This window comes from Pseudomonas sp. GM18, assembly GCF_000282195.1.
In the GTDB taxonomy this organism is placed as follows: domain Bacteria; phylum Pseudomonadota; class Gammaproteobacteria; order Pseudomonadales; family Pseudomonadaceae; genus Aquipseudomonas.
Genome location: NZ_AKJT01000074.1, coordinates 12,373 through 31,803, shown reverse-complemented (window position 1 = coordinate 31,803; position 19,431 = coordinate 12,373). Strand labels below are relative to the sequence as shown.

Genomic DNA, 19,431 nt, shown 5'->3' with positions numbered 1-19,431 from the left:
GCAGCCTCGCAGGCTCGGCAGCTGCTACGGGTCGCGTTAACGCAGGTGAAAAAAGCCAGATTGCCATCAGATTGCCTTGCAAAAACACAATGAGCGTCTAAGTTCAGAACTATCTCTACAGGCGTAACCAAACCGTACATAAACCAGCCCCTCAGGCGAGAGAATCTATTGATCTAAACCCAACCAGACGCTGCTTTTAATTACTGACACGGAATCAGTCATAACAATAAAGAGGGATGCTTGATGAAGCGCAGCCATGGGTATCGTGCGTTCTCGCAGTGGGCGCCAGCCGGTCATTTCTGGATTTCATTGCTTTGCTTCTCAGGCCTGGTGATCGCCAGCTTTCTGTTGTTCGAACAACAGATCCAAGACTTCCTGACCCATCTCAACCTGTACCTGCCCTCCACCCCCACCCAAAAACTCAACCTGGCACTGCTGCTGATCGCCCTGCTCGCGCTGGACGTGGTGCTACCGGTGCCGTCGAGCATGGTCGCGCTGCTGGCCGTGGCCATGCTCGGCGGTGTTGGCGGCTACCTGGTGATTTTCATGGGGCTGTGCCTGGGGGCCGGGCTGGGTTATGCGCTGGGGGCCGGCTACTTTCGTCTGCTGTCCGGCCGCCTGGGCCTGCATCAGCGCCAGCCGGGGCAGCTGGCGTACAAGCTGGGCACGCTGTCGTTGATCTGCCTGCGCGGCGTGCCGGTATTGGCCGAAACCTCAGTGGTCGCCGCCGGTATGCAACGTTATCCGCTGCGCGCATTTTTGTGGGTCACCACCCTGGCCAATGCCGGCCTGGCACTGGCCTACAGTGCCATCGGCATCTACCTTGTCGAGCAGAACGTGCTGCTGGTGACCCTCCTCGCCAGCATGGTGTTGCCCGGGCTGTTTATCGCCGGGTACAGCCTGTTCAAGACCTTGCGCAAGCAAAACGCCGAGCCCCCCCTGCACGGGCGGTTCAAGGTCAATTACGACTACCCGGTGGTGTTCACCGATCACCTGTTCGAGCCGTCCAATCCGTGTCTGTACCGCCAGCTCACCGCTCAGCACCGGGGACCGGTGACGGTGCTGGTGTTCGCCGATGAACAACTGCTGCAAAGCGCCCCGCACCTGCTGAATCAGATCGATGCCTACTTTGCCGCGCATGCGGCGGACCTGCAGTTGCAGGCCGCGCCGATTGCGGTGCCGGCTGGCGAACTGAGCAAGAATTCACAGGTGTTACAGCAGCTTTACACCGACATGCTGCAGCATGGGCTGGACCGTCATTGTTATGTGTTGGCCCTGGGCGGCGGCGCGGTGCTGGATGCGGTGGGCTACGCCTGCGCCACCTTCCACCGTGGCATTCGCCTGATCCGCATCCCGAGCACCGTGCTGGCGCAGAACGACGCCGGCATCGGTGTGAAAAACGGCATAAATGCCTTCGGCCAGAAAAACCTGCTGGGTGCCTTCTACCCCGCCACTGCAGTGATCAACGACTTCCAACTGCTGACCAGTCTGACCCGCCGCGACCAGATCGCCGGGCTGGCCGAGGCGGTAAAAGTGGCGCTGATCAAGGACCAGGCGTTCTTCCAATGGATGGAGCAACAGGCCGACGCCCTCGCCCACTTCGATCACTCGGCCAGCCGCTATGCCATTCGCCGCTGCGCCGAACTGCACCTGGCGCACATCACCGGTGCCGGCGACCCCTTCGAACGCGGCAACGGACGGCCACTGGATTACGGACACTGGGCCGCGCACAAACTGGAAAACCTCAGCCAGCACCGGCTGCGCCATGGTGAAGCCGTGGCGGTGGGCATGGCCCTGGATGGACTCTATGCCAATGCCCTGGGGCTGTTGAGCGACGCCGACACCGAACGGGTTCTGAACCTGCTGCTCAAGCTTGGCTTCAACCTGTGCCCGCCGGAACTGACCTTGAAAGATGCACAGGGACGCTCGCTGGTTCTGCTCGGTCTGGAGGAGTTCCGCCAGCACCTGGGCGGGCAACTCTCCATCCCCATGCTCAGCCGGATCGGCGAGTCGGTGGACCTGCATGAGATCGATGCCGCGCGGATGGAGCAGGCGCTGCAACGGCTGGCGACCCGCATCGACCCGGCGCTCACCCTCAGCGAGGGCTGCGCGCAATGAGCCAGACACCGTTGAACCTGAAAACCTGGATGACCCTGGGCCGGGTATCCAACCTGCCCACGGTGTGGACCAACACCCTGGCTGCCGCCCTGCTCGCCAGCAGCGCCGGTGCCTTGGCGCCGCCGTCGTCGCTGGTGTGGATCCTGCTGCTGGCCGCACTGTCGATGTTGTATCTGGCTGGCATGCTGTTGAACGACCTGCTGGACGCCGACTGGGACCAACAGCACCACAATCCCCGCCCCATCACGTTGGGTCTGGTCAGCCGCCAGCAAGTGGGGATGGCCACTGCGCTGTTGCTGATGCTGGCCGCAGCCTCGGTACTGGGCCTGAGCCGGCTGATCGACCAACCGCACTGGTTGCTGGGCAGCGCCACCCTGTTGGTGGGCTGCATTCTCGGCTACAACCTGCTGCACAAAAAATACGCCCACAGTGTCTGGCTGATGGGTGCCTGCCGCTCGGCCCTCTACCTCACGGCGGCGGCCAGCCTGGCAGTGCCGCCGGAGCCGATCTGGCTCTGCGCCATTTTGCTTGGCGTCTACATCAGCGGCCTGACCTACCTCGCTCGTCAGGAACACGACAACCAGTTGCTCAGCCGCCTCCCTCTACTCCTGATGTTGAGCCCGCTGGCGCTGGCGATCTATTCCGACAACGTCTGGTTCTGGCCGGTGCTGCTGCTCTGGCTTGGCTGGCTGGGCTGGCACTACTGGCACCACTTGGCCAATCCGCAGCAACGGCAGGTCCGTGCCTTTATCGGCGCTGGCCTGGCGGCTCTGCCACTGTTCGATGCCCTGGTGCTGGCCGTGGCCAACCAGCCATTGGGCAGCCTGTTATGCGTTCTGGTGTTTTTCCTGCTTCCACACTTCCAGCGCTGGATCAAACCGACATGAACATGGACGTCACTGCATCGCCATCGGCGGCCCTCGAAATGCGCCACGACTGCCTCGCCGAACAACACCAGGCCCTCACCCAACAGCTCGATGACGCCGAGCAGCAGTGGTGGCGCCAGGCACAGGAGCGGCTGGCCCAACGCCCGGACGCCAATACTGCGGCGCTCCTGAGCAGCCAGTGCAAGCGCAGCCTCAAGGAGCAACCAGTGCCCCACAGTCCCGGCTGGAACAACGTCCAGCTGGCGCGGGCATTGTTGCTGTCTCAGGTCCTGAAGCGACAACCCCTCACCGGGCAACTGCCCTTGCTGCGTCAGCTGTTTCTATGGGGCGACGATCAGGAAAAAGTCGCCACCTTGAAGGCCCTCGACTGGCTCGACAGCCGTGGGCTCTGCGTAGAGCTGGCGCTACAGGCCGGACGCACCAGCAACAGCCAGGTGTTCGCCGCCCTCGCGCTGGACACCCTCTACCCCTCGCGTCATTACAGCGAACGGGCCTTCCATCAACTGGTGCTGAAGGCACTGGGCATGGGGCTCGACGTACGACGCCTGATCGGCCTGACGCAACGACACAGCGTCACCCTCAACCAGTTGGCCCTCGACCTGCTGGACGAACAGCTTGCTGCCGAACGAACGGTGTCCGCCGGGCTGCCCCGAGTGATTGCCTTCGACCTGCTCAGCCCGGCGCAACGCCAGCGCCTGGCCGGCCTGAATCAGCAGCAACGCTTGCCGCCGGAATGGCACGAGTACCTGGCCGGCACCCCACAGAACTGACGCTCAACGGCTCTCTTCCTTCGATCGATGAGGATTCACCATGCTCAAGTATTTCGACCCGCATATTCATATGGTCAGCCGCACCACCGATGACTACCAGAACATGGCCGCCGCCGGCATCACCGGGGTGATCGAACCGGCCTTCTGGCAGGGTCAGGCGAGGACCAGTGTCGGCAGCTTCATCGACTACTTCGACACCCTGTTGGGCTGGGAGCGCTTTCGCGCCAGCATGTTTGGCATCCATCACTTCTGCACCATCGGCCTCAACCCCAAGGAGGCCAATGACCTGTCGGTAGCCAATGAAGTGCTGGAGATTCTGCCGCGCTACCTGGTGAAAGACGGCGTCGTGGCGGTCGGCGAAATCGGCTACGACGACATCACCCCCGAGGAAGATCGCTTCCTCGCCGCTCAGCTGGAGCTGGCCAAACAATTCAATTTGCCGGTGCTGGTGCACACCCCGCACCGCGACAAGATCGGTGGCACCAAACGCACTCTGGCGGTGATTCGCGAAGTGGGGATTGCCGAGCACCTGGTGATCATCGACCACCTCAACGAACTGACCCTGCCGCTGGTGCTGGACAGCGACTGCTGGCGCGGCCATTCGATCTACCCCAACACCAAGATGTCGGAACAGCGCATGGTCGCCCTGTTGAAGCAGTACGGCACTGAGAAAATGGTGGTCAACAGCGCCGCCGACTGGGGGATCAGCGACCCGCTCAAGGTGCCGAAAACCGGCGAGGCGATGCTGGCTGCCGGCTTCAGCGAAGCCCAGGTTGAACAGGTGCTGTTCCACAACCCCGTGGACTTCTTTGCCCAAAGCGGCCAACTGGACAAGGCCCTGGTCAGCACCCCGCTGCCTATCGACCAGCGTCGGCAGTGGCAGGAAAATTCCGCCCTGCGTGGCCAGGAACCGGTGATCAAATGAGTGCCGGCACGGGTTGGGCTGCCGCGCAGGTCGGTTATTGCAGCAACGTGCACCCGACCCGTGACCTGGCGGGGCTACGGTCATCCATCGAACGGCACTTTCAAGGCGTGCGCACCCTGCGCGGCCTGGACGAGCAAGACAGTGGGCTATGGATCAGCGCCCTCGCCGCGACCGAATTGCAACAGCCGTCGGCTCGTACGGAGTTCCTCGACCTGCTGCAACGCAGCGGGCTGCGGCTGACTTCGCTGAACGGCTTTCCCTACGGCCAATTTCATCAGGGTGCGGTGAAAGCCGAAGTCTATCTGCCCAGTTGGGCCGAGCCTGAACGGCTGGCGTACAGCCTGAATCTGGCGCGGATCCTTGCGGACGCGCTGCCGTCGGGCTGTCATCAAGGGGTGATTTCCACTGTGCCGCTGGGCTATGCCGCCAGCTGGAGCCCGCAGTTACAACAGCAAGCCGAACATCTGCTGCGCCAACTCACTGCTTCACTGGCCAGCCTGCATCGAGAGACCGGCAAGAAGATCGTGTTCTGCCTGGAAATGGAACCGGATTGCGTACTGGAAAACACCGACCAGGCCATCGCCTTCTTCCACCGCTGCCAAGCCAGCGACCCACACCATGACTATCTGGCGCTGTGTTTCGATGTCTGCCACCAGGCCGTGGTCTTCGAACACTGCTATCAGTCGCTGGAAAAGCTGCGTCAGGCCCGAGTGCCGGTCGGCAAGATACAGTTGTCCAACGCGCTGATTTGTCGCCTGCCCGCTCAAGACCACAACCGACGCGACCACGTACTCAAGACCTTGAGCGACTTCGCCGAAACCACCTACCTGCATCAAGTCAAAGCCCGCGATGCGCAGGCGCGGTTATCGGGCTGGGCCGACCTTCCCGCAGCCCTCGACGATTGCGCCAACAATCTGGGGCAATACCCCGAACTGCGGATTCATTTCCACATTCCGCTGTTCAGCGAACACTTGCTGCTACCTGAGCTCAGCGGCAGTCAGATCGCCCTGTCGCAGACCTTCGACTTTCTCGCAGACCATGAGGATTTTCGTCCCGTGCTGGAAGTGGAAACCTACAGCTGGGGCGTCCTGCCCGCGCAACTACGGCCCAACACCGAGCACGCCCAACTGCAGGGAATCGCCGCGGAGCTGCACTGGGTCGAAGAACAACTGCGCCAGCGCCAATTGCTGCAACCGCAAACGCGGGAGGCGTACGCCGATGCCCTCTGATCATCCGCGCCAACCGTTGCTGCTGATCAACGTGGTCGGGCTGACACCGGCGCTGCTGGGGCCGGCGACACCGCACATCAACGCCCTGCTGAAAACGGCAAAAATGGCCAGCCTGCAACCGGTGTTTCCGGCCGTCACGTCGACGGTGCAGGCATCGATTCTCACTGGTCTGTCGCCGTCGGAACACGGCATCGTCGGCAATGGCTGGTATTTTCGCGACCAGGCCGAAGTGCGTTTCTGGCTGCAACCCAACGCACTGATCCAGGGCGAAAAGGTCTGGCAGGCGCTCAAGCGTGAGCTCCCCGGGTTTCGCTGCAGCCAGTTGTTCTGGTGGTACAACATGTATGCGGACGTAGACGCCGCCATCACCCCACGCCCGCACTACCCGGCCGATGGCCGCAAGATGTTCGGCCTGTATTCGTCGCCGGCCTCGTTGCATGAGCGTATCGAGCAGCAGATCGGCGAATTCCCGTTTCCGGGTTTCTGGGGCCCGGCGGCCGGCATCGCGTCGAGCCGCTGGATCGTCGACTGCGCCATCGTCGAGTTCCAGATCGATCGACCTGACCTGCAATTGATCTACCTGCCGCATCTCGACTACTGCCTGCAGCGACTGGGCCCCGATCATCCGTCGATTGCCGACGAGGTGCGGGCCATCGACCATGAAGTGGGTCGCCTGCTGGCCTTCGCCCAGGAGCAAGGCGCAGCGGTGATGCTGTTGTCCGAATACGGGATCGAAGCGGTACAGCAATCCGTATCGATTAACCGGCTGTTGCGTTCGGAAGGCTTGTTGCAGGTGCGCCAGTCGCTGACCTGGGAGTTGCTCGACCCCGGCGCCAGCGCGGCCTTTGCCGTGGCCGACCATCAGATCGCGCATGTCTACGTGAAGCAGGCGCACGACATTCCTCGCGTCAAAGCGCTATTGCAGCGCCAGCCCGGCATCGAGCAGGTGCTGGATAAAGCCGAACAACGGGCCTGGCAACTGGATCATCCGCGCAGCGGCGAACTGGTGACCGTGGCTGCGCCGGGTTACTGGTTCGATTACTACTACTGGTTCGACGATCGCAAGGCACCCGACTTTGCCCGCACCGTGGACATCCATCGCAAGCCCGGCTACGACCCGCTGGAACTGTTCATCGACCCGGCCATTCGCTTCCCCAAATTGAAAGTGGCGCGCCGCCTGCTGCAGAAAAAGCTCGGCTTTCGCTACTACATGGACCTGATTCCGTTGGACACCCGCCTGGTCCGTGGTAGCCATGGCCGCCTGCCCGACAGCGAGAAGACCGGCCCGCTGCTCATCACCAATTGCGATCTGCCGTTGCCGCAGCGCCTTGCGGCCACGGCAGTGAAGCAACTGCTCCTGGAGCACTTCCTGGGGCACCCACACACCGACCTGGCCAATGCCAAGGAGCTTCCATGCGGCGAGCCATTTCTATAACCGTTCTGAGTACCCTGGCCGGTTTGGCTCAGGCTCAGAGCACGAACACCTTTGACTGCAGCAACTTCCTGCAGTTTGGAGGAGACGCCGACCAGACCCGGGCAGCGTTTGCGCAGAGCCCCGAGACCTTGGCCTGGAACTGGTTCGTTTGTCTGAACCAGCCCGCTGCCGCAGGGAGCCCCAACCGCGAGTGGGAATCCATGAAACCCTCCGACCAGGTCTACCTGGCCAATGGCGCCAAGCCAGCCCCCTATGGCACGCCCGTGCCGCCCCCGGACGCAGTGCTGACGCAGGCCAAGGCGCAAGGAATGGACCTGTCCCGAACCTTCCATAACATCGATGCCACGCAACAGGTCGATGGCTTGATTCTGGAAATGGGCGGTGCGGTGCCGACGACAGAAATTGGCCAACCGGTGCGCTTTCAGCTGCTGATGGGCGAAGGCACTTTCGATTACATCGTGCAACGCCAGGTCTACAACATGAACGGCCAGACCGCCTTGACCAGCAATCTGGAGTTCCCCTCCATCGCCTGGGAGTTGAAATCCGCCTGGCTGTGGATCGGCTCCGACGCGACCTACAAACAAACACTGGAAAACGACGGTTACTACATCGCCCAGGCCTATTACCTGCAGGACGGCAAATACCAGGTCGGCTATGCGGCGCTGAGCGGCTTGCACGTCATCAACAAGCTGAATCCCGGCTGGGTCTGGACCACTTTCGAAAACATCAACAACAGCAAGTACACCGTCACCAACGCCATCCCGCCCACCCCGATGACCAACAGCACCGGACCGACAGCCGCTGCCAAACCCGTCAATAGCCAATTCCAGGCCCAGTATCCCGGATTGTCGAAGTACGAACTGATCGCAGTCCAGTCCAAAACCAACCCGACCTTGCTGGCCAACTCTCAGCTGGAGTCCGCCTTCCAGAGCCAGTCGTCGTGCTTTGCCTGCCACGACACCGCCGCGTACTCGAGAAAGAATGGCTACTTCAAATTCGCCATGAAAGAACAGGGCGGCATCGTTTACCCCACCACCGTCCTGCCGGACTCGGCCTTCGCCGGTTTCAACAAACTGGACTTCGTCTGGTCGCTCAAACGCGCCCAGTGGCAACGCTAAGGAGAGCATGACATGAGCGTATTGAATTTCCCCCGTATCTACCTCAACGGCCACATGTTCTGGAACCCGCCAACGGCCAACAACAACGATATGTACCCGCTCTACGATGCGGTCAAAATGCAGATGAACTGGCGGTTTCTTGATTACTACAACATCACGCCAGAGAATGTCGCCAGCACACTGATGCCCTGGACTATCGCCCCTCGGGTGCTACACGAGGCGCCCGACTACGTCACGCAGGTGCCGGGCAATGTCAAACAGAATCCTCCTACGATGATCCCCGGAGAATGGAACCTGTTTGGTGACAACGCCTGCGGCACCGTCAGCTACAACCAGACCCGGTCCGTCATCATCGGCGGCGAGCTCCCGACCGGTGGGTACGTTGATCAGGATGCCCTGATTAACCAGAGCTACAATTTGCTCGGCAATCCCTTTGGCGGCAACGACCCCACCCCGGCCCGCTTTGTCGACGTCAGCCCTTGGCAGAACACCTTCACAGCGTTGTACTTCGACAAACTGGTGCTGGGCGACGATCAATGCGGCCTGTCGCTCAAGCGTCAACACCGGATGCTCGATCGCTTCCTGAACTTCAACTGGGCAAACCTGGGTGGCCTGATCTATGTGACCACCACCTGGCAAACCTGCTTCCCGAAAGAAAACCTGACCTGGGCGATCAGCAATTCGGCCCTGCTGAAAAATCTCCAGGAACAGATGGAACAACAAAACGCCAAAGGCCTGATGTTCCGGTTTTCCACCTACCTGACCTGCTACGACAAAAACGGCATTTTCAACAACTACCCGCCCATCAACACCCGCTCCACCACCCCGACAGACATGGCCAAAGTGCAAGAGATGTATCAGAAAGGACTGGACAACATCTCCGGCATCTTCTTCAACCCTGCCTACAGCCGCACCGTAGGTACCCTGGGCCTGTGGTTTGACGACGAGTTCCCCACCGCACCGGCAGGTCGGCGTCTGGTCCCCAGCAACGCTGTGCCTCTGCAAAAACCCGGTTCCGACGCCACCGACATGACGCTGGGCGTCATCTCGGCACAGGCCCATGGCGATACCTTATCGCTGGATCTCTCCAACACCTTCCCGTGCTATCCGATCGACAAGGCAGCCGACATCCCGGTGGCAGAAAAATACGATGCCGGCAACTACCAACTGGGGATACGCCAGGACGGACAATTCACCCCATTGGCCAGTTTTGGCTTTGAGGACTATCGACAGGCGGCGTTCGACAAACGCTCCGGCATCCTTGACCTGCCGCTCAGCGCCGACGCGCAGAAAAAACTGCAAACGGGATCGCTGGAGCTGCAACTGGAGGGAACAACTCCCTTGCAAGCCGCAACCCAACAGATGTGGACCGCCGAAGTGGTGGAAAGCGGAAGTTTCATCGATGTGGGTGACAGCAAGACGCTGCAGATCATGGTGCAATGTGACGGTCTGCCAGCACCGGCCGGCACCGTGCTATCAGTGGCGGAGTATGGCAACGCCTACATGATGTGCACGACCGATTACTATCTGGCGTTCAGCAACCCGGCCGACTTTACGTTGTTCTACGACCATCCGGAAAATCGCGCCGACAACAGCGCCAGCCTGCCGCAATTTACCGATACCGCTCCGGTACCACGCGTGGTGACCGAGGGCACTGGCCGTCGGCTCATGGCAACTCGGGCGGCAGAGGATTCCGATACCCCGATACCGGTGAGCTATCTGCAATACCTGCCGACACCCGGTTCAGTCGCCCTGAGCCCCTGCCTGGCGTTCGACAACCCTATCCTCATGGAAGGTGTTCTTCAGGATCCCCCAAACAGCACCGTGCACTACTGCACGACGCAGGTACAGACCGACGCCAATGGCATCGCACGACTGACCGTCAAGGCACAGGCTCCGGGTTTCCCGACCTTGCGTTTCTTCGTCCACGAAGACGGTCAGCCGCCAGCCATCCCCTTCAGCTTCCCGCTCTCGCAGGCCTATACCGACTTCCTCGCACCATTGCGCATCCTGCCGCTGGAACCGCAACTGCAGCAGGATTTTGTCGATGAGTGGAACAGCATTTATCAGCGCGAGGATGCCAACGTCCTGATCTGGGAAAACTTCATCTACCCCCGCATCCTGCAGCCCTTCTATTACCTGTACCCGATCATGAGCAAATACATGCCGCTCAACGATCGGGAGCGGATAGAGAAAGCCGTCGACCCACTCATTGTGCTGATCAGCAAGGAGTACCAGGAAGAAAGCACACTTGCCATGCCCATCACCCGCGATATGTCACAAAGCCGACGCGCAGTACTGGAGCTCTGGGCGCAGTCTCTGGTGAAACTCAATTTCCCGCCCGAGCCGCTTAGCATGAGCGACTACGAGCAAGACTAGAACAACAACGCTCAAGCAGGACCACCGGGTGACGAGCCTGTCACCCGGCACTTCACAGGAGTGTCATATGAAAGCCAGCATTTTGAACCGGCTGTTGCTGCTGACCCTGCTGCTCATCCCGGCTCTATTCGCCCAGGCGGACAGCGGTGCCGTGTACTTCACCATGGGGGTGCACAACACCGAGGGGTGCAATGAACAGAACGGCAACTGCATCGCCACACGAGCACCGGGCGAGCCTTCCGATCCGTTTTTCCCGGCGTACTGGATCAGCGACTGGACCATGTACCGGGTGATGCACAACTACGAGAAAAACCCGCCGCCCTACAGCAATCCACCCAGCACCCTGACCCCGGCGGACTACACCGTTTCTCGCGGGACCAGCTACTACGACACCGCCTACATCCCGCCGGATGGCGACGGTTTTGGCGCCATGATGGAGCACTATGAGAAATACTGCCTGCCGATTTTCCCGATCAAGAACAACAACTACACCTGCTCGTTCGTGTCCCTGGGCAACAAGGCGTACTTCCTGACTTACCCGCAAGACCGCCCCAAAGACATGCCGGCCTGTTGCATGTTTTCACCGATGAATCATCCGCCACGGCAAGACTTCATCCAGCACCTGCCCTACAGCGCTGAACGCAGCAAAAACCTCAATGGCAGCGTGCAGGCCTACGCGCTTGACCTCGATTCGCCGCAAGGGCCGATCCTGTTCGGCTATGCCTTTTACAAAAAACCGACGGGACAACCACCCTACCGGCATCCCCAGTCATTCTTTTTCTCCGGTGACACCAGCGTCGCCAACGCGCCCATCGTCAGCCAGAACTACACCAACTTCCGCATCGCCAAACCGGACCCGGCCCAGACCTGGGCGCAGGTGGCCGCCATGTGCCCGGCGAATCCGCCGCCCTGCCAATTGTTCGAGCCACCGGCGTCACAGAGCAACGGCCAAAAGGCGCAGTGGAACAAGCTCATGCAGCGCAAACCCTGACCAATGACGAAGGATCGCCATGAAAACCACATTCCGTCTCACCGTGATACTACTGGGTCTGGCCAGTGTGCCGGGCCACGCCCTGGAGCAGCCTCGGGAACAGGCCATGCCGTCGACGCAGGCCAGCAACCTGAGTTGCCAGCCCCCCAGCAGCGCACCGGTTGCCAGCGCCAGTCAGGACCAGTTCGATCAATACAGCTGGCAGATGTTCATCGCCTTGAACTGGCCCGCACAGGACGGGCAGCGAGGTGATCCCGACTGCGCCAAACAGCCTGGTGATCCCGGCTACACCGTCTGGCAGACCTACAAGACCGTGGAGGAAATTTTTCTGCCGAGGGGCGCCAATCCTGGCCCGTGGAATACCCCACAGACTGCCAAAAGCCTGGGCATCATCAACATCGCCGCGCTGAAGAACAGCGCTCAGGTGAATGCCGTCGACCAGGCCGTTGGCGGCTGGCTGATCGACCAGGCGGGTAACCCGACCTACTACGACATCTCGGCCAACGAGACGTCCTACGACTACATCGTCAACAACAACTTCTATAACGCCGATGTCGTTTCCAAAGCCAACAACATCAACTTCCCCAACGGCGTCATCGAGGTCAAGTCGAGCTGGCGTATCCTCACCCCCAACGACAATGCCAGCCGCTACCTGACCATGCTGGCACGCGTGGCCACGTTCAACGACCAGGGCCAGCGCACCGGTGTCACCGAGGCCTACCTGGGCCTGGTGGGCCTGCACATCATCACCAAGGTCAACGGCTATCCGCAGTGGATCTGGTCGACCTTCGAACAGATCGACAACGTTCCGCCCAAGGAGCTGGTGCACGGCGAGTGGGTCGATCAGCCAACGCCCGGCACGACCTACTCCTACTTCAACCCCACCGCGCCCGTCGTCAGCCTCAACCAGTCGCCGTGCGACTGGCAGACTCAGGGCGGACAACTGGTCTGCGTGCCCAAACCCGGCACCACGTTCCAGACCCCGAACCCGCTGAACCGGGTCACCCCGATTGCCGAGGTCACCAACGGGGTGAATACCAATTACCGCACCGACCCCGGCCTGCAAAAAAGCGTGTTGAAGTACTACCAGCTCATCACCACCCAGCGCCCGCTGATGCCGGACAACCCCAGCAACCCACTGGGCCAGCCGACCCCGTCGCTCTCGGCCAACGTGACCATGGAGAGCTACATCCAGCCCAACAGCAGCTGCATGAATTGCCACTCCATGGCGACACCGGTCAAGAGCCCCTACAAGGCCGACTTCTCTTACATGTTTAAGTTCGCCAATGCACCTGTCGGCAAAACCACCAAGGATGAGGAATAGATCATGAGCATTCTCAATGGACCACGCCTGAATTTCTGGGGCGGCATCCGCACGGACGTCAGCCTGCCGAACAACTCCCCTACCATTCCTTACGACGGCAATGAGGAATGGCCGCTCTTCGACCTGACCACCTCGACCCTGGCACCAAGTGCCGAGTCTTACACCGACGATCAGCTGAACAACATGATCAATGCGCCCGACGGCGACTACTACACCGCCGGCGGCTGGAATCACTACGGGCAGCACGTCGTCGACATGCAGAACGCCTTGATCAGTTCCCAGGGTAATCCGGGCAGCATCAGCACCACCGGCGACATGGTGGGCCTGCCGGTCTATCTGCTCGGTTCGGTGGACCCGGTGACCGGACAGGGCCCTGTTTCCGGCCCGATGATGGTGGACCTGGACCCTACCTCCTCAACGACCACCCAGATTTTCGTCGGCGGGCTGCAAATTGGCGGTAACAGCGACATCCAATTGCTGATTCGCAGTAATACCGTGTGCAGCAGTTTCGACGTGGCGGGACGTGTGCTGTTGCCCGCGAAAATGGATGCGCCGGGATCTTTCCACGCCAGCGGTACGTTTCAACTGACCTTCCCTTTGAGCAGCATCGTCAGCTGGAACCAGAACAGCAGTGGCCTGCGCTCGATCATCCAGGCGCCGGGGGCGACTGGCATCGTCCTGCGTTTCGTCATGTTCGAAATGTGCCCCACGATGACCACCGAACAACTGGACGTCGATTATGCCGCCGGTCGATACACCCCCAACCCGAGCATCGGCAGGGTCATCGGTACGCTGGCCCCGGCCTTCGCCGACGAGCCTTTGAACTGCCAACCGGGCCGGCAACTGGTCAACCAGAGTACGGGGAATGCCGGCTATGCCGACCTGGGCGGCAACGGTTACCTGAGCATCGACATGGTGAACGTCATTCCGAAGGAAACCTTCAGGGCCGTCAGGGACGATATCACCAGCCCTATCGGACCCAACGCGAACTACGGCCCCGTCACCATCACCGCAGGCACCACCGCACTGGCTACCCTGGACCCGAACAGCCGCCCTTTATTCGACTACTACGTGTATGGCGGCATCGTCGACCTGCCCTTGACCGCCAACCAGCTACAGGCCGTGCAGACCGCCGCCCTGGCGATCAACGCGCCCGGCAGGGTCGCCGGTACCACGTTGCAAGCCACCGAATCGACCTATCGGGTGTATGCCGATCAGCGCAATGTCTACCTGGAGGACTACCCCGATGGCCTGTCGATCACCTTGCAGGTCAGGTACCTGGGCGGTCCGGTCCCCAGCACCACCGAAATCGACCTGCAGGCCGCTGCTCCTGCTGTGTACGATGAACCGCAATACTGGGACTTCCTCGATTTTCCTGCCTCGCTGACCGTCAACCCCGGCCAACTCGCAATCAGTTTCCCCGTCACCGTCAAACCGGGTAGCGCCGCCCAGGCGGGTTTTGTCGCCCTGACCTGCATCGCCAATGGCCTTCCCAGCAGTGGCTACTTCACCAGCTTTCGCAAATACGCACAGACCGACTTCGGCATCCCCGCAGGCACCAACATCACCTGGGAGCTGATGTACCCAAACGTCCTGCGTTTTCATTACCTGGCCTTCCCCGCCATGTCGCGCTACATCCCGCTCAATCAGCCCGACGCGGTCATGGGCGCGAAGAACCCCATCCTCGCCCGAACTTCGGATGCGTACAAAGGCACCACCCTGTTCATGCCCGTGGTGCGCTCGATGTCGCCCTGCCAGCGGGCGCTGCTCCGGGCTTATCTCACCGGCGAACCGTGGCAACCGCCGCAGTAGCCGCGTCCATCCCTTATTCATGGAGAGAGCCCTATGCCCATTCCCATTAATATCCCGGCGCGGCCCAGCGAAACCCTGTGCCCGAGCACCATCATCGCCGAGGGCCTGCTGAACCCTCGGGGCATTTGTGTGCAGGCCGATGGCAGCCTGCTGCTGACCGAAGCCGGCTCGGGTTTGCCGGAGCAAATTTTCAGCGGCCGTATCAGTCGACTGCGACCGGATCCGCACAGACCCGGCGTCTACCTGCCCGGTGAAATTCTGGCGCAAGGTTTCCGTGCCATGAACATGCAGGCGCGCATGCTGCGCGATGAAATCATGGGGCTGTCGGACATCGCCTGCGGTGACGGGCGCTGTCTGGTCAGCCAGACCGATTACGTCGAGGGTTCCAAGCTGCTGGACCTGCAATACACGCCGCCCGAACCGGTATTTCACAGCCGGGGCAATCTGAACGCGCTGTGTTACCACCCGACCCGCCGCAGTTGGCTGGCGGTCAAGCCCGATACCAATCAGTTGGTGGAATTCACCAGCGGACAGGACGAACGCGTGCTGGTCCAGTTGCCCGACCTGGACCAGGGCCAGGAAGCCGTCCCCGTGACCCTGGTGTACGAACCGGCGACCGACGCAGTGCTGATCAGTCTGTTTTCCGGAGAGTTGCAGGGCGACCCGACGCGCAAGGGCATCGACTTTGCCGATAAGGCCGGCCGGGTGATTCGTGTCTGGCCTGACAGCGGGCAGATCGAGCCCCTGATTCGCGGCCTGCAACTGCCCACCGGACTCGCGCTGTGTCCGAAGGGCAACGTGCTGGTCCTGGAGCTTTGCGACCGCCTGCAGCAACCCTTGCCACCCGACTGGAGCGGTGAACCGCTGCACGGCGGCTTTACCCGTTTCACGGGTCGATTGCTGAGCTGCAACCTGCAAACCGCTCAGGTCGTGGTACTCGCCCGCGACCTGGATACCCCTTCCAACCTGTGTCTGCTGGAGGATGCGGTACTGGTGAGCGAAGGCATGGGCTTGACCGGCCGGCCACTGCCCACGCCAGACAACACCGTCGTCCCGTTGAGCGGCCGGCTACGGCGGGTGCAGCTCTGAAAAATCACTGCCTGGCGTAAACCATGTGGGATCGCCGCACCGCCGCTCCCACAGGTTCCAGCCATCGATCAGATCCGGAAACTGCCCACCAACTGTTTCAAGCGAGCCGCCTGCTGCTCCAGATCGGAACAGGCGCGCAAGGTCGAGTGGAGGTTTTCCACGCCATCCCGGTTCAGGGTGTTGATCTCCCTGATGTCCGTATTGATCGACTCGACCACGGCGGTCTGTTCTTCCGTGGCGGTGGCCACCGACTGGTTCATGCCATCGATCTCGCCAATGCGCAGGGTCACGCTATTCAAGCGCTCGCCGGCCAGGTTGGCGACCTCCACGCTTTCCAGGCTGTGGCGCTGGCTCTGACTCATGGTGCTGACCGACTCGCGGGCGCCGACTTGCAGCTCCTCAATCATGGTCTGCACCTGTTGTGCCGATTCCTGGGTGCGATGGGCCAGGTTACGGACTTCATCGGCGACCACGGCAAAACCGCGCCCGGCCTCTCCGGCGCGCGCAGCCTCAATGGCGGCGTTGAGCGCCAGCAAATTGGTCTGCTGGGAGATGCTGCTGATCACCTCGAGAATCTGCCCGATATTCACGGTTTTGCTATTGAGGGTTTCGATATTGACGCTGGAGGTGCTGAGCATGTCGGACAGCGTGTTCATGGCCTGGATGGTTCTATCAACGACCTGCTGGCCGTCCTCGGCCAGCCCCCGGGCATCGCTGGCCTGATGCGACGCTTGCGCTGCGTTGCGGGCAATTTCCTGCGCGGCGGCGCCAAGCTGATTGATGGCGGCTGCCACGCTACTCGTCCGGCTGGATTGTTCGTCGCAATTGAGCATCGACGAATTGGAAGCGCTGACCACCCGCATCGCCACTTCGTTGACCTGCTCGGTGGCCGAGGAGACCTCGCGGATCGAACCATGAACCCGCTCGACGAAGCGGTTGAACGCCATGCCGAGGATGCCGAATTCATCCTGGGTCTGGATGGTCAGCCGTTTGGTCAGATCGCCTTCACCCTCGGCGATATCCTGCATGGCCCCGGTCATCACCCGCAGCGGCTGCATCAGCAGGCGAATCAGCATGCTCAGGAGAGCGATGATAATCAGCACCGCGATGAGGGTGGCGACCAGCGCAGAAGCACGGAACTCACTGAGCATCAAAAACGCCTTGTCCTTGTCCACGGACAAACCGATGTACCAGTTCAGTGAGGGCAAGCCTTTGATCGGTGCGAAGGTGACGATGCGGTCTTTGCCATCCACCCGAACTTCACTGATATCGCTGCTGATGCGCGGGGTAGCTTGCGGATAGACATCGGCGAGTGTCTTCATCACCAGCGCTTTGTCCGGGTGGACCAGAATCTTGCCCTCGCTGCTGACCAGAAAGGCATAGCCCATCCCGTTGAAATCCAGCGCATTGATACTGTCGGCAATGGCCTGCAAGCCCAGATCACCGCCCGCGACACCCAGGGTCTGCCCGGCCTTGGTGACGGCGTCGACGACGGTGATCACCAGGTTGCCGGTCGTGGCGTCGAGGTACGGCTCGGTGATGGTCGAGCCAGTGCTCTTGACCGCATCTTTGTACCAGGGCCGGGCACGCGGGTCGTAGCCCTCGGGCATTTTGGCATTCGGGTAAGTCATGAACTTACCCTCCTTATCTCCCACATAGGTGGCGATAAACGTCGACGCCAGGGCTTGCTGCTTCAGCAACAGCGCGATGTTTTCGGGTGCCGGATTGATCGCCACTGATTGTGAAAGGGTCTCCATCAACAACACTCTGCCATACAGCCAATTGGCAATATTGCTCGCGGTGACATCGCCCATTTCATGCAGATAGCTGTCCAGGTCCTTACGAATCGCACTGCGCTGCAGAGCGTCGTTGTAGGCGGTGAACAACGCGAACGCGACGATGACAATCAGCGAGACGGCCAGCAGGATTTTGTGGCTGAACTTAAGGTGAATACTCATGGCTAGACTGCAGCGCGGGTCAGAAGCGCCAGCGTGCGCTCAAACCTGGCCAGCCCTTCCACGAGGTCCGTCTCGGTCACGATCAAACTGGGGGCAAAGCGCAGTACATCGGGACCGGCCTGCAACAAAATCAGCCCCTGCCCGGCGGCCGCGTTCAGTATTTCCTTTGCGCGCCCGCGCCAGCCGTCACTGAGTACGCAACCAATGAGCAACCCCAACCCGCGAACCTGGTTGATCACGCCATACTGATCAGCCAACTGAGCAAGACGATACTTGAACTGTTCCGCACGTTGCTTGACGCCATCGAGCAAGGCCTGATCGTTCACAAGGTCAAACACCGCTTCGGCCACCGCACAGCCCAGAGGGTTGCCGCCATAGGTCGTCCCATGGGTGCCCGGCACCAGATGTTGAGCCAACGCTTCGCGAGTCAGCATCGCACCAATCGGAAACCCGCCCCCGAGGCTCTTGGCACTGGTCAGAATGTCCGGTTCAACGCCGTAATGCTGGTAAGCAAACAGCTCTCCCGTGCGTCCCATGCCGGTCTGTACTTCGTCAAAGATCAACAGCGCATTGAATTGATCGCATAGCGTGCGGGCACCTTCCAGGTAAGCACGTTCGGCCGGGAGCACACCGCCCTCGCCCTGTATCGGCTCAAGGACGACCGCGCAGGTTCTGTCCGAGATCGCATTCTGCAGCGCCGCCAGGTCATTGAACGGCACATGCCTGATCCCTTCGACTCTCGGGCCGAAGCCGTCGGAGTATTTGGGTTGGCCGCCCACGCACACGGTAAACAGCGTTCGGCCATGGAAGCCGTTCAACGCAGCGATGATTTCAAATTTTTCCTCGCCGTAACGGTCGTGGGTCACCCGTCGCGCGAGCTTGAATGCTGCTTCATTGGCCTCGGCTCCCGAGTTGCAGAAGAACGCACGGTCGGCAAAGGTTGCATCCACCAGTTTGCGCGCCAGACGTAATGTGGGCTCATTGGTAAATACGTTGGAGATGTGCCAGAGCGTGTTCGCTTGCTCCGTCAGCACACTGACCAGTTTCGGATGAGCATGGCCGAGCACATTGACGGCGATCCCGCCGGCGAAATCGATCAGCTCGCGACCACTCTGGTCCCAGAGCCGCGATCCTTCTCCGCGGACCGGGATAAAAGGCGCAGGTGCGTAGTTGGGGACCATGACACGATCGAAATCTCCACGATCAACCGCCTCTTGCTGATTTGGCAGGTCGGAGCACCGCGAAGGCTGAGTCATCAACACCGTATTAGTCGTTTGCATGGGGAGCCTTTCAAGAAAGGGAAGTGAGTGCGGTTATTCTCCCTCCACTCAAGCGGCCGACTCGGCTGTTCTCCCACGGGCGCTCGACTCAGAATGCTGAAAGTTTCACCTCGGCA

The 19,431-nt window shown here is 60.9% G+C and carries 14 protein-coding genes and 1 pseudogene; 12 read left to right on the top strand and 3 right to left on the bottom strand.

What is annotated here, in order from left to right; all coding sequences use genetic code 11:
* Positions 1–243 precede the first annotated feature (243 nt).
* The 12 genes from PMI21_RS09265 (at position 244) to PMI21_RS09320 (ending at position 16,077) form a co-directional block, all read left to right on the top strand.
* Positions 244–2,118, top strand: a complete 1,875-nt coding sequence (locus PMI21_RS09265; RefSeq protein WP_007939894.1) for a 3-dehydroquinate synthase — start codon at positions 244–246, stop codon at positions 2,116–2,118.
* Positions 2,115–3,005, top strand: a complete 891-nt coding sequence (locus PMI21_RS09270; RefSeq protein ID WP_007939893.1) for a UbiA family prenyltransferase — start codon at positions 2,115–2,117, stop codon at positions 3,003–3,005. Before PMI21_RS09265 ends, PMI21_RS09270 begins: the two co-directional genes overlap by 4 nt.
* On the top strand, positions 3,002–3,775 hold the full coding sequence (locus PMI21_RS09275) for an EboA domain-containing protein (RefSeq protein WP_007939892.1): 774 nt from the start codon (positions 3,002–3,004) through the stop codon (positions 3,773–3,775). The genes PMI21_RS09270 and PMI21_RS09275 overlap by 4 nt, the downstream gene beginning before the upstream one ends.
* A gap of 40 nt (positions 3,776–3,815) precedes the next feature.
* Positions 3,816–4,700, top strand: a complete 885-nt coding sequence (locus PMI21_RS09280) for a TatD family hydrolase (RefSeq protein ID WP_007939891.1) — start codon at positions 3,816–3,818, stop codon at positions 4,698–4,700.
* Positions 4,697–5,929 (top strand): metabolite traffic protein EboE, encoded by a 1,233-nt coding sequence (eboE, locus tag PMI21_RS09285; protein ID WP_007939890.1) that lies wholly within the window; start codon positions 4,697–4,699, stop codon positions 5,927–5,929. Before PMI21_RS09280 ends, eboE begins: the two co-directional genes overlap by 4 nt.
* Positions 5,919–7,364 (top strand): alkaline phosphatase family protein, encoded by a 1,446-nt coding sequence (locus PMI21_RS09290; RefSeq protein ID WP_007939889.1) that lies wholly within the window; start codon positions 5,919–5,921, stop codon positions 7,362–7,364. Before eboE ends, PMI21_RS09290 begins: the two co-directional genes overlap by 11 nt.
* Positions 7,343–8,482: a hypothetical protein gene (locus tag PMI21_RS09295; protein WP_007939888.1), complete on the top strand. Its 1,140-nt coding sequence runs from the start codon at positions 7,343–7,345 to the stop codon at positions 8,480–8,482. The genes PMI21_RS09290 and PMI21_RS09295 overlap by 22 nt, the downstream gene beginning before the upstream one ends.
* A 12-nt stretch (positions 8,483–8,494) precedes the next feature.
* A complete protein-coding gene (locus tag PMI21_RS09300; protein ID WP_007939887.1) occupies positions 8,495–10,861 on the top strand; it encodes a hypothetical protein in 2,367 nt (788 codons plus the stop codon).
* Between the two features lie 67 nt (positions 10,862–10,928).
* A complete protein-coding gene (locus PMI21_RS09305; protein ID WP_007939885.1) occupies positions 10,929–11,852 on the top strand; it encodes a hypothetical protein in 924 nt (307 codons plus the stop codon).
* A gap of 19 nt (positions 11,853–11,871) precedes the next feature.
* Positions 11,872–13,176, top strand: coding sequence for a hypothetical protein (locus PMI21_RS09310; protein WP_007939883.1), 1,305 nt, complete (start codon positions 11,872–11,874; stop codon positions 13,174–13,176).
* A 3-nt stretch (positions 13,177–13,179) separates the two neighbouring features.
* A complete protein-coding gene (locus PMI21_RS09315; RefSeq protein ID WP_007939882.1) occupies positions 13,180–14,988 on the top strand; it encodes a hypothetical protein in 1,809 nt (602 codons plus the stop codon).
* Positions 14,989–15,021: 33 nt separating this feature from the next.
* Positions 15,022–16,077 carry a hypothetical protein gene (locus PMI21_RS09320; RefSeq protein ID WP_007939881.1) on the top strand — a complete coding sequence of 352 codons (1,056 nt, stop codon included), beginning with the start codon at positions 15,022–15,024 and terminating at the stop codon, positions 16,075–16,077.
* Between the two features lie 68 nt (positions 16,078–16,145).
* Here the strand turns inward: PMI21_RS09320 and PMI21_RS30240 are convergent, their stop codons facing one another.
* The 3 genes and pseudogenes from PMI21_RS30240 to PMI21_RS09330 form a co-directional block, all read right to left on the bottom strand.
* A complete protein-coding gene (locus PMI21_RS30240; RefSeq protein WP_443200769.1) occupies positions 16,146–16,910 on the bottom strand; it encodes a methyl-accepting chemotaxis protein in 765 nt (254 codons plus the stop codon).
* A gap of 93 nt (positions 16,911–17,003) precedes the next feature.
* Positions 17,004–18,035: pseudogene (locus PMI21_RS30235) on the bottom strand (HAMP domain-containing protein); the annotation flags it as partial.
* A 2-nt stretch (positions 18,036–18,037) separates the two neighbouring features.
* On the bottom strand, positions 18,038–19,264 hold the full coding sequence (locus PMI21_RS09330) for an acetylornithine/succinylornithine family transaminase (protein WP_033064108.1): 1,227 nt from the start codon (positions 19,262–19,264) through the stop codon (positions 18,038–18,040).
* Positions 19,265–19,431: the final 167 nt, after the last annotated feature.

Bases quoted from the DNA above. Each gene is read 5' to 3' on its own strand.
- PMI21_RS09300 (WP_007939887.1), top strand. From the start codon at position 8,495: ATGAGCGTATTGAATTTCCCCCGTATCTACCTCAACGGCCACATGTTC.
- PMI21_RS09275 (WP_007939892.1), top strand. From the start codon at position 3,002: ATGAACATGGACGTCACTGCATCGCCATCGGCGGCCCTCGAAATGCGC.
- eboE (WP_007939890.1), top strand. From the start codon at position 4,697: ATGAGTGCCGGCACGGGTTGGGCTGCCGCGCAGGTCGGTTATTGCAGC.
- PMI21_RS09320 (WP_007939881.1), top strand. From the start codon at position 15,022: ATGCCCATTCCCATTAATATCCCGGCGCGGCCCAGCGAAACCCTGTGC.
- PMI21_RS09280 (WP_007939891.1), top strand. From the start codon at position 3,816: ATGCTCAAGTATTTCGACCCGCATATTCATATGGTCAGCCGCACCACC.
- PMI21_RS09295 (WP_007939888.1), top strand. From the start codon at position 7,343: ATGCGGCGAGCCATTTCTATAACCGTTCTGAGTACCCTGGCCGGTTTG.
- PMI21_RS09315 (WP_007939882.1), top strand. From the start codon at position 13,180: ATGAGCATTCTCAATGGACCACGCCTGAATTTCTGGGGCGGCATCCGC.
- PMI21_RS09310 (WP_007939883.1), top strand. From the start codon at position 11,872: ATGAAAACCACATTCCGTCTCACCGTGATACTACTGGGTCTGGCCAGT.
- PMI21_RS09290 (WP_007939889.1), top strand. From the start codon at position 5,919: ATGCCCTCTGATCATCCGCGCCAACCGTTGCTGCTGATCAACGTGGTC.
- PMI21_RS30240 (WP_443200769.1), bottom strand. From the start codon at position 16,910: ATGCTCAATTGCGACGAACAATCCAGCCGGACGAGTAGCGTGGCAGCC.
- PMI21_RS09265 (WP_007939894.1), top strand. From the start codon at position 244: ATGAAGCGCAGCCATGGGTATCGTGCGTTCTCGCAGTGGGCGCCAGCC.
- PMI21_RS09270 (WP_007939893.1), top strand. From the start codon at position 2,115: ATGAGCCAGACACCGTTGAACCTGAAAACCTGGATGACCCTGGGCCGG.
- PMI21_RS09305 (WP_007939885.1), top strand. From the start codon at position 10,929: ATGAAAGCCAGCATTTTGAACCGGCTGTTGCTGCTGACCCTGCTGCTC.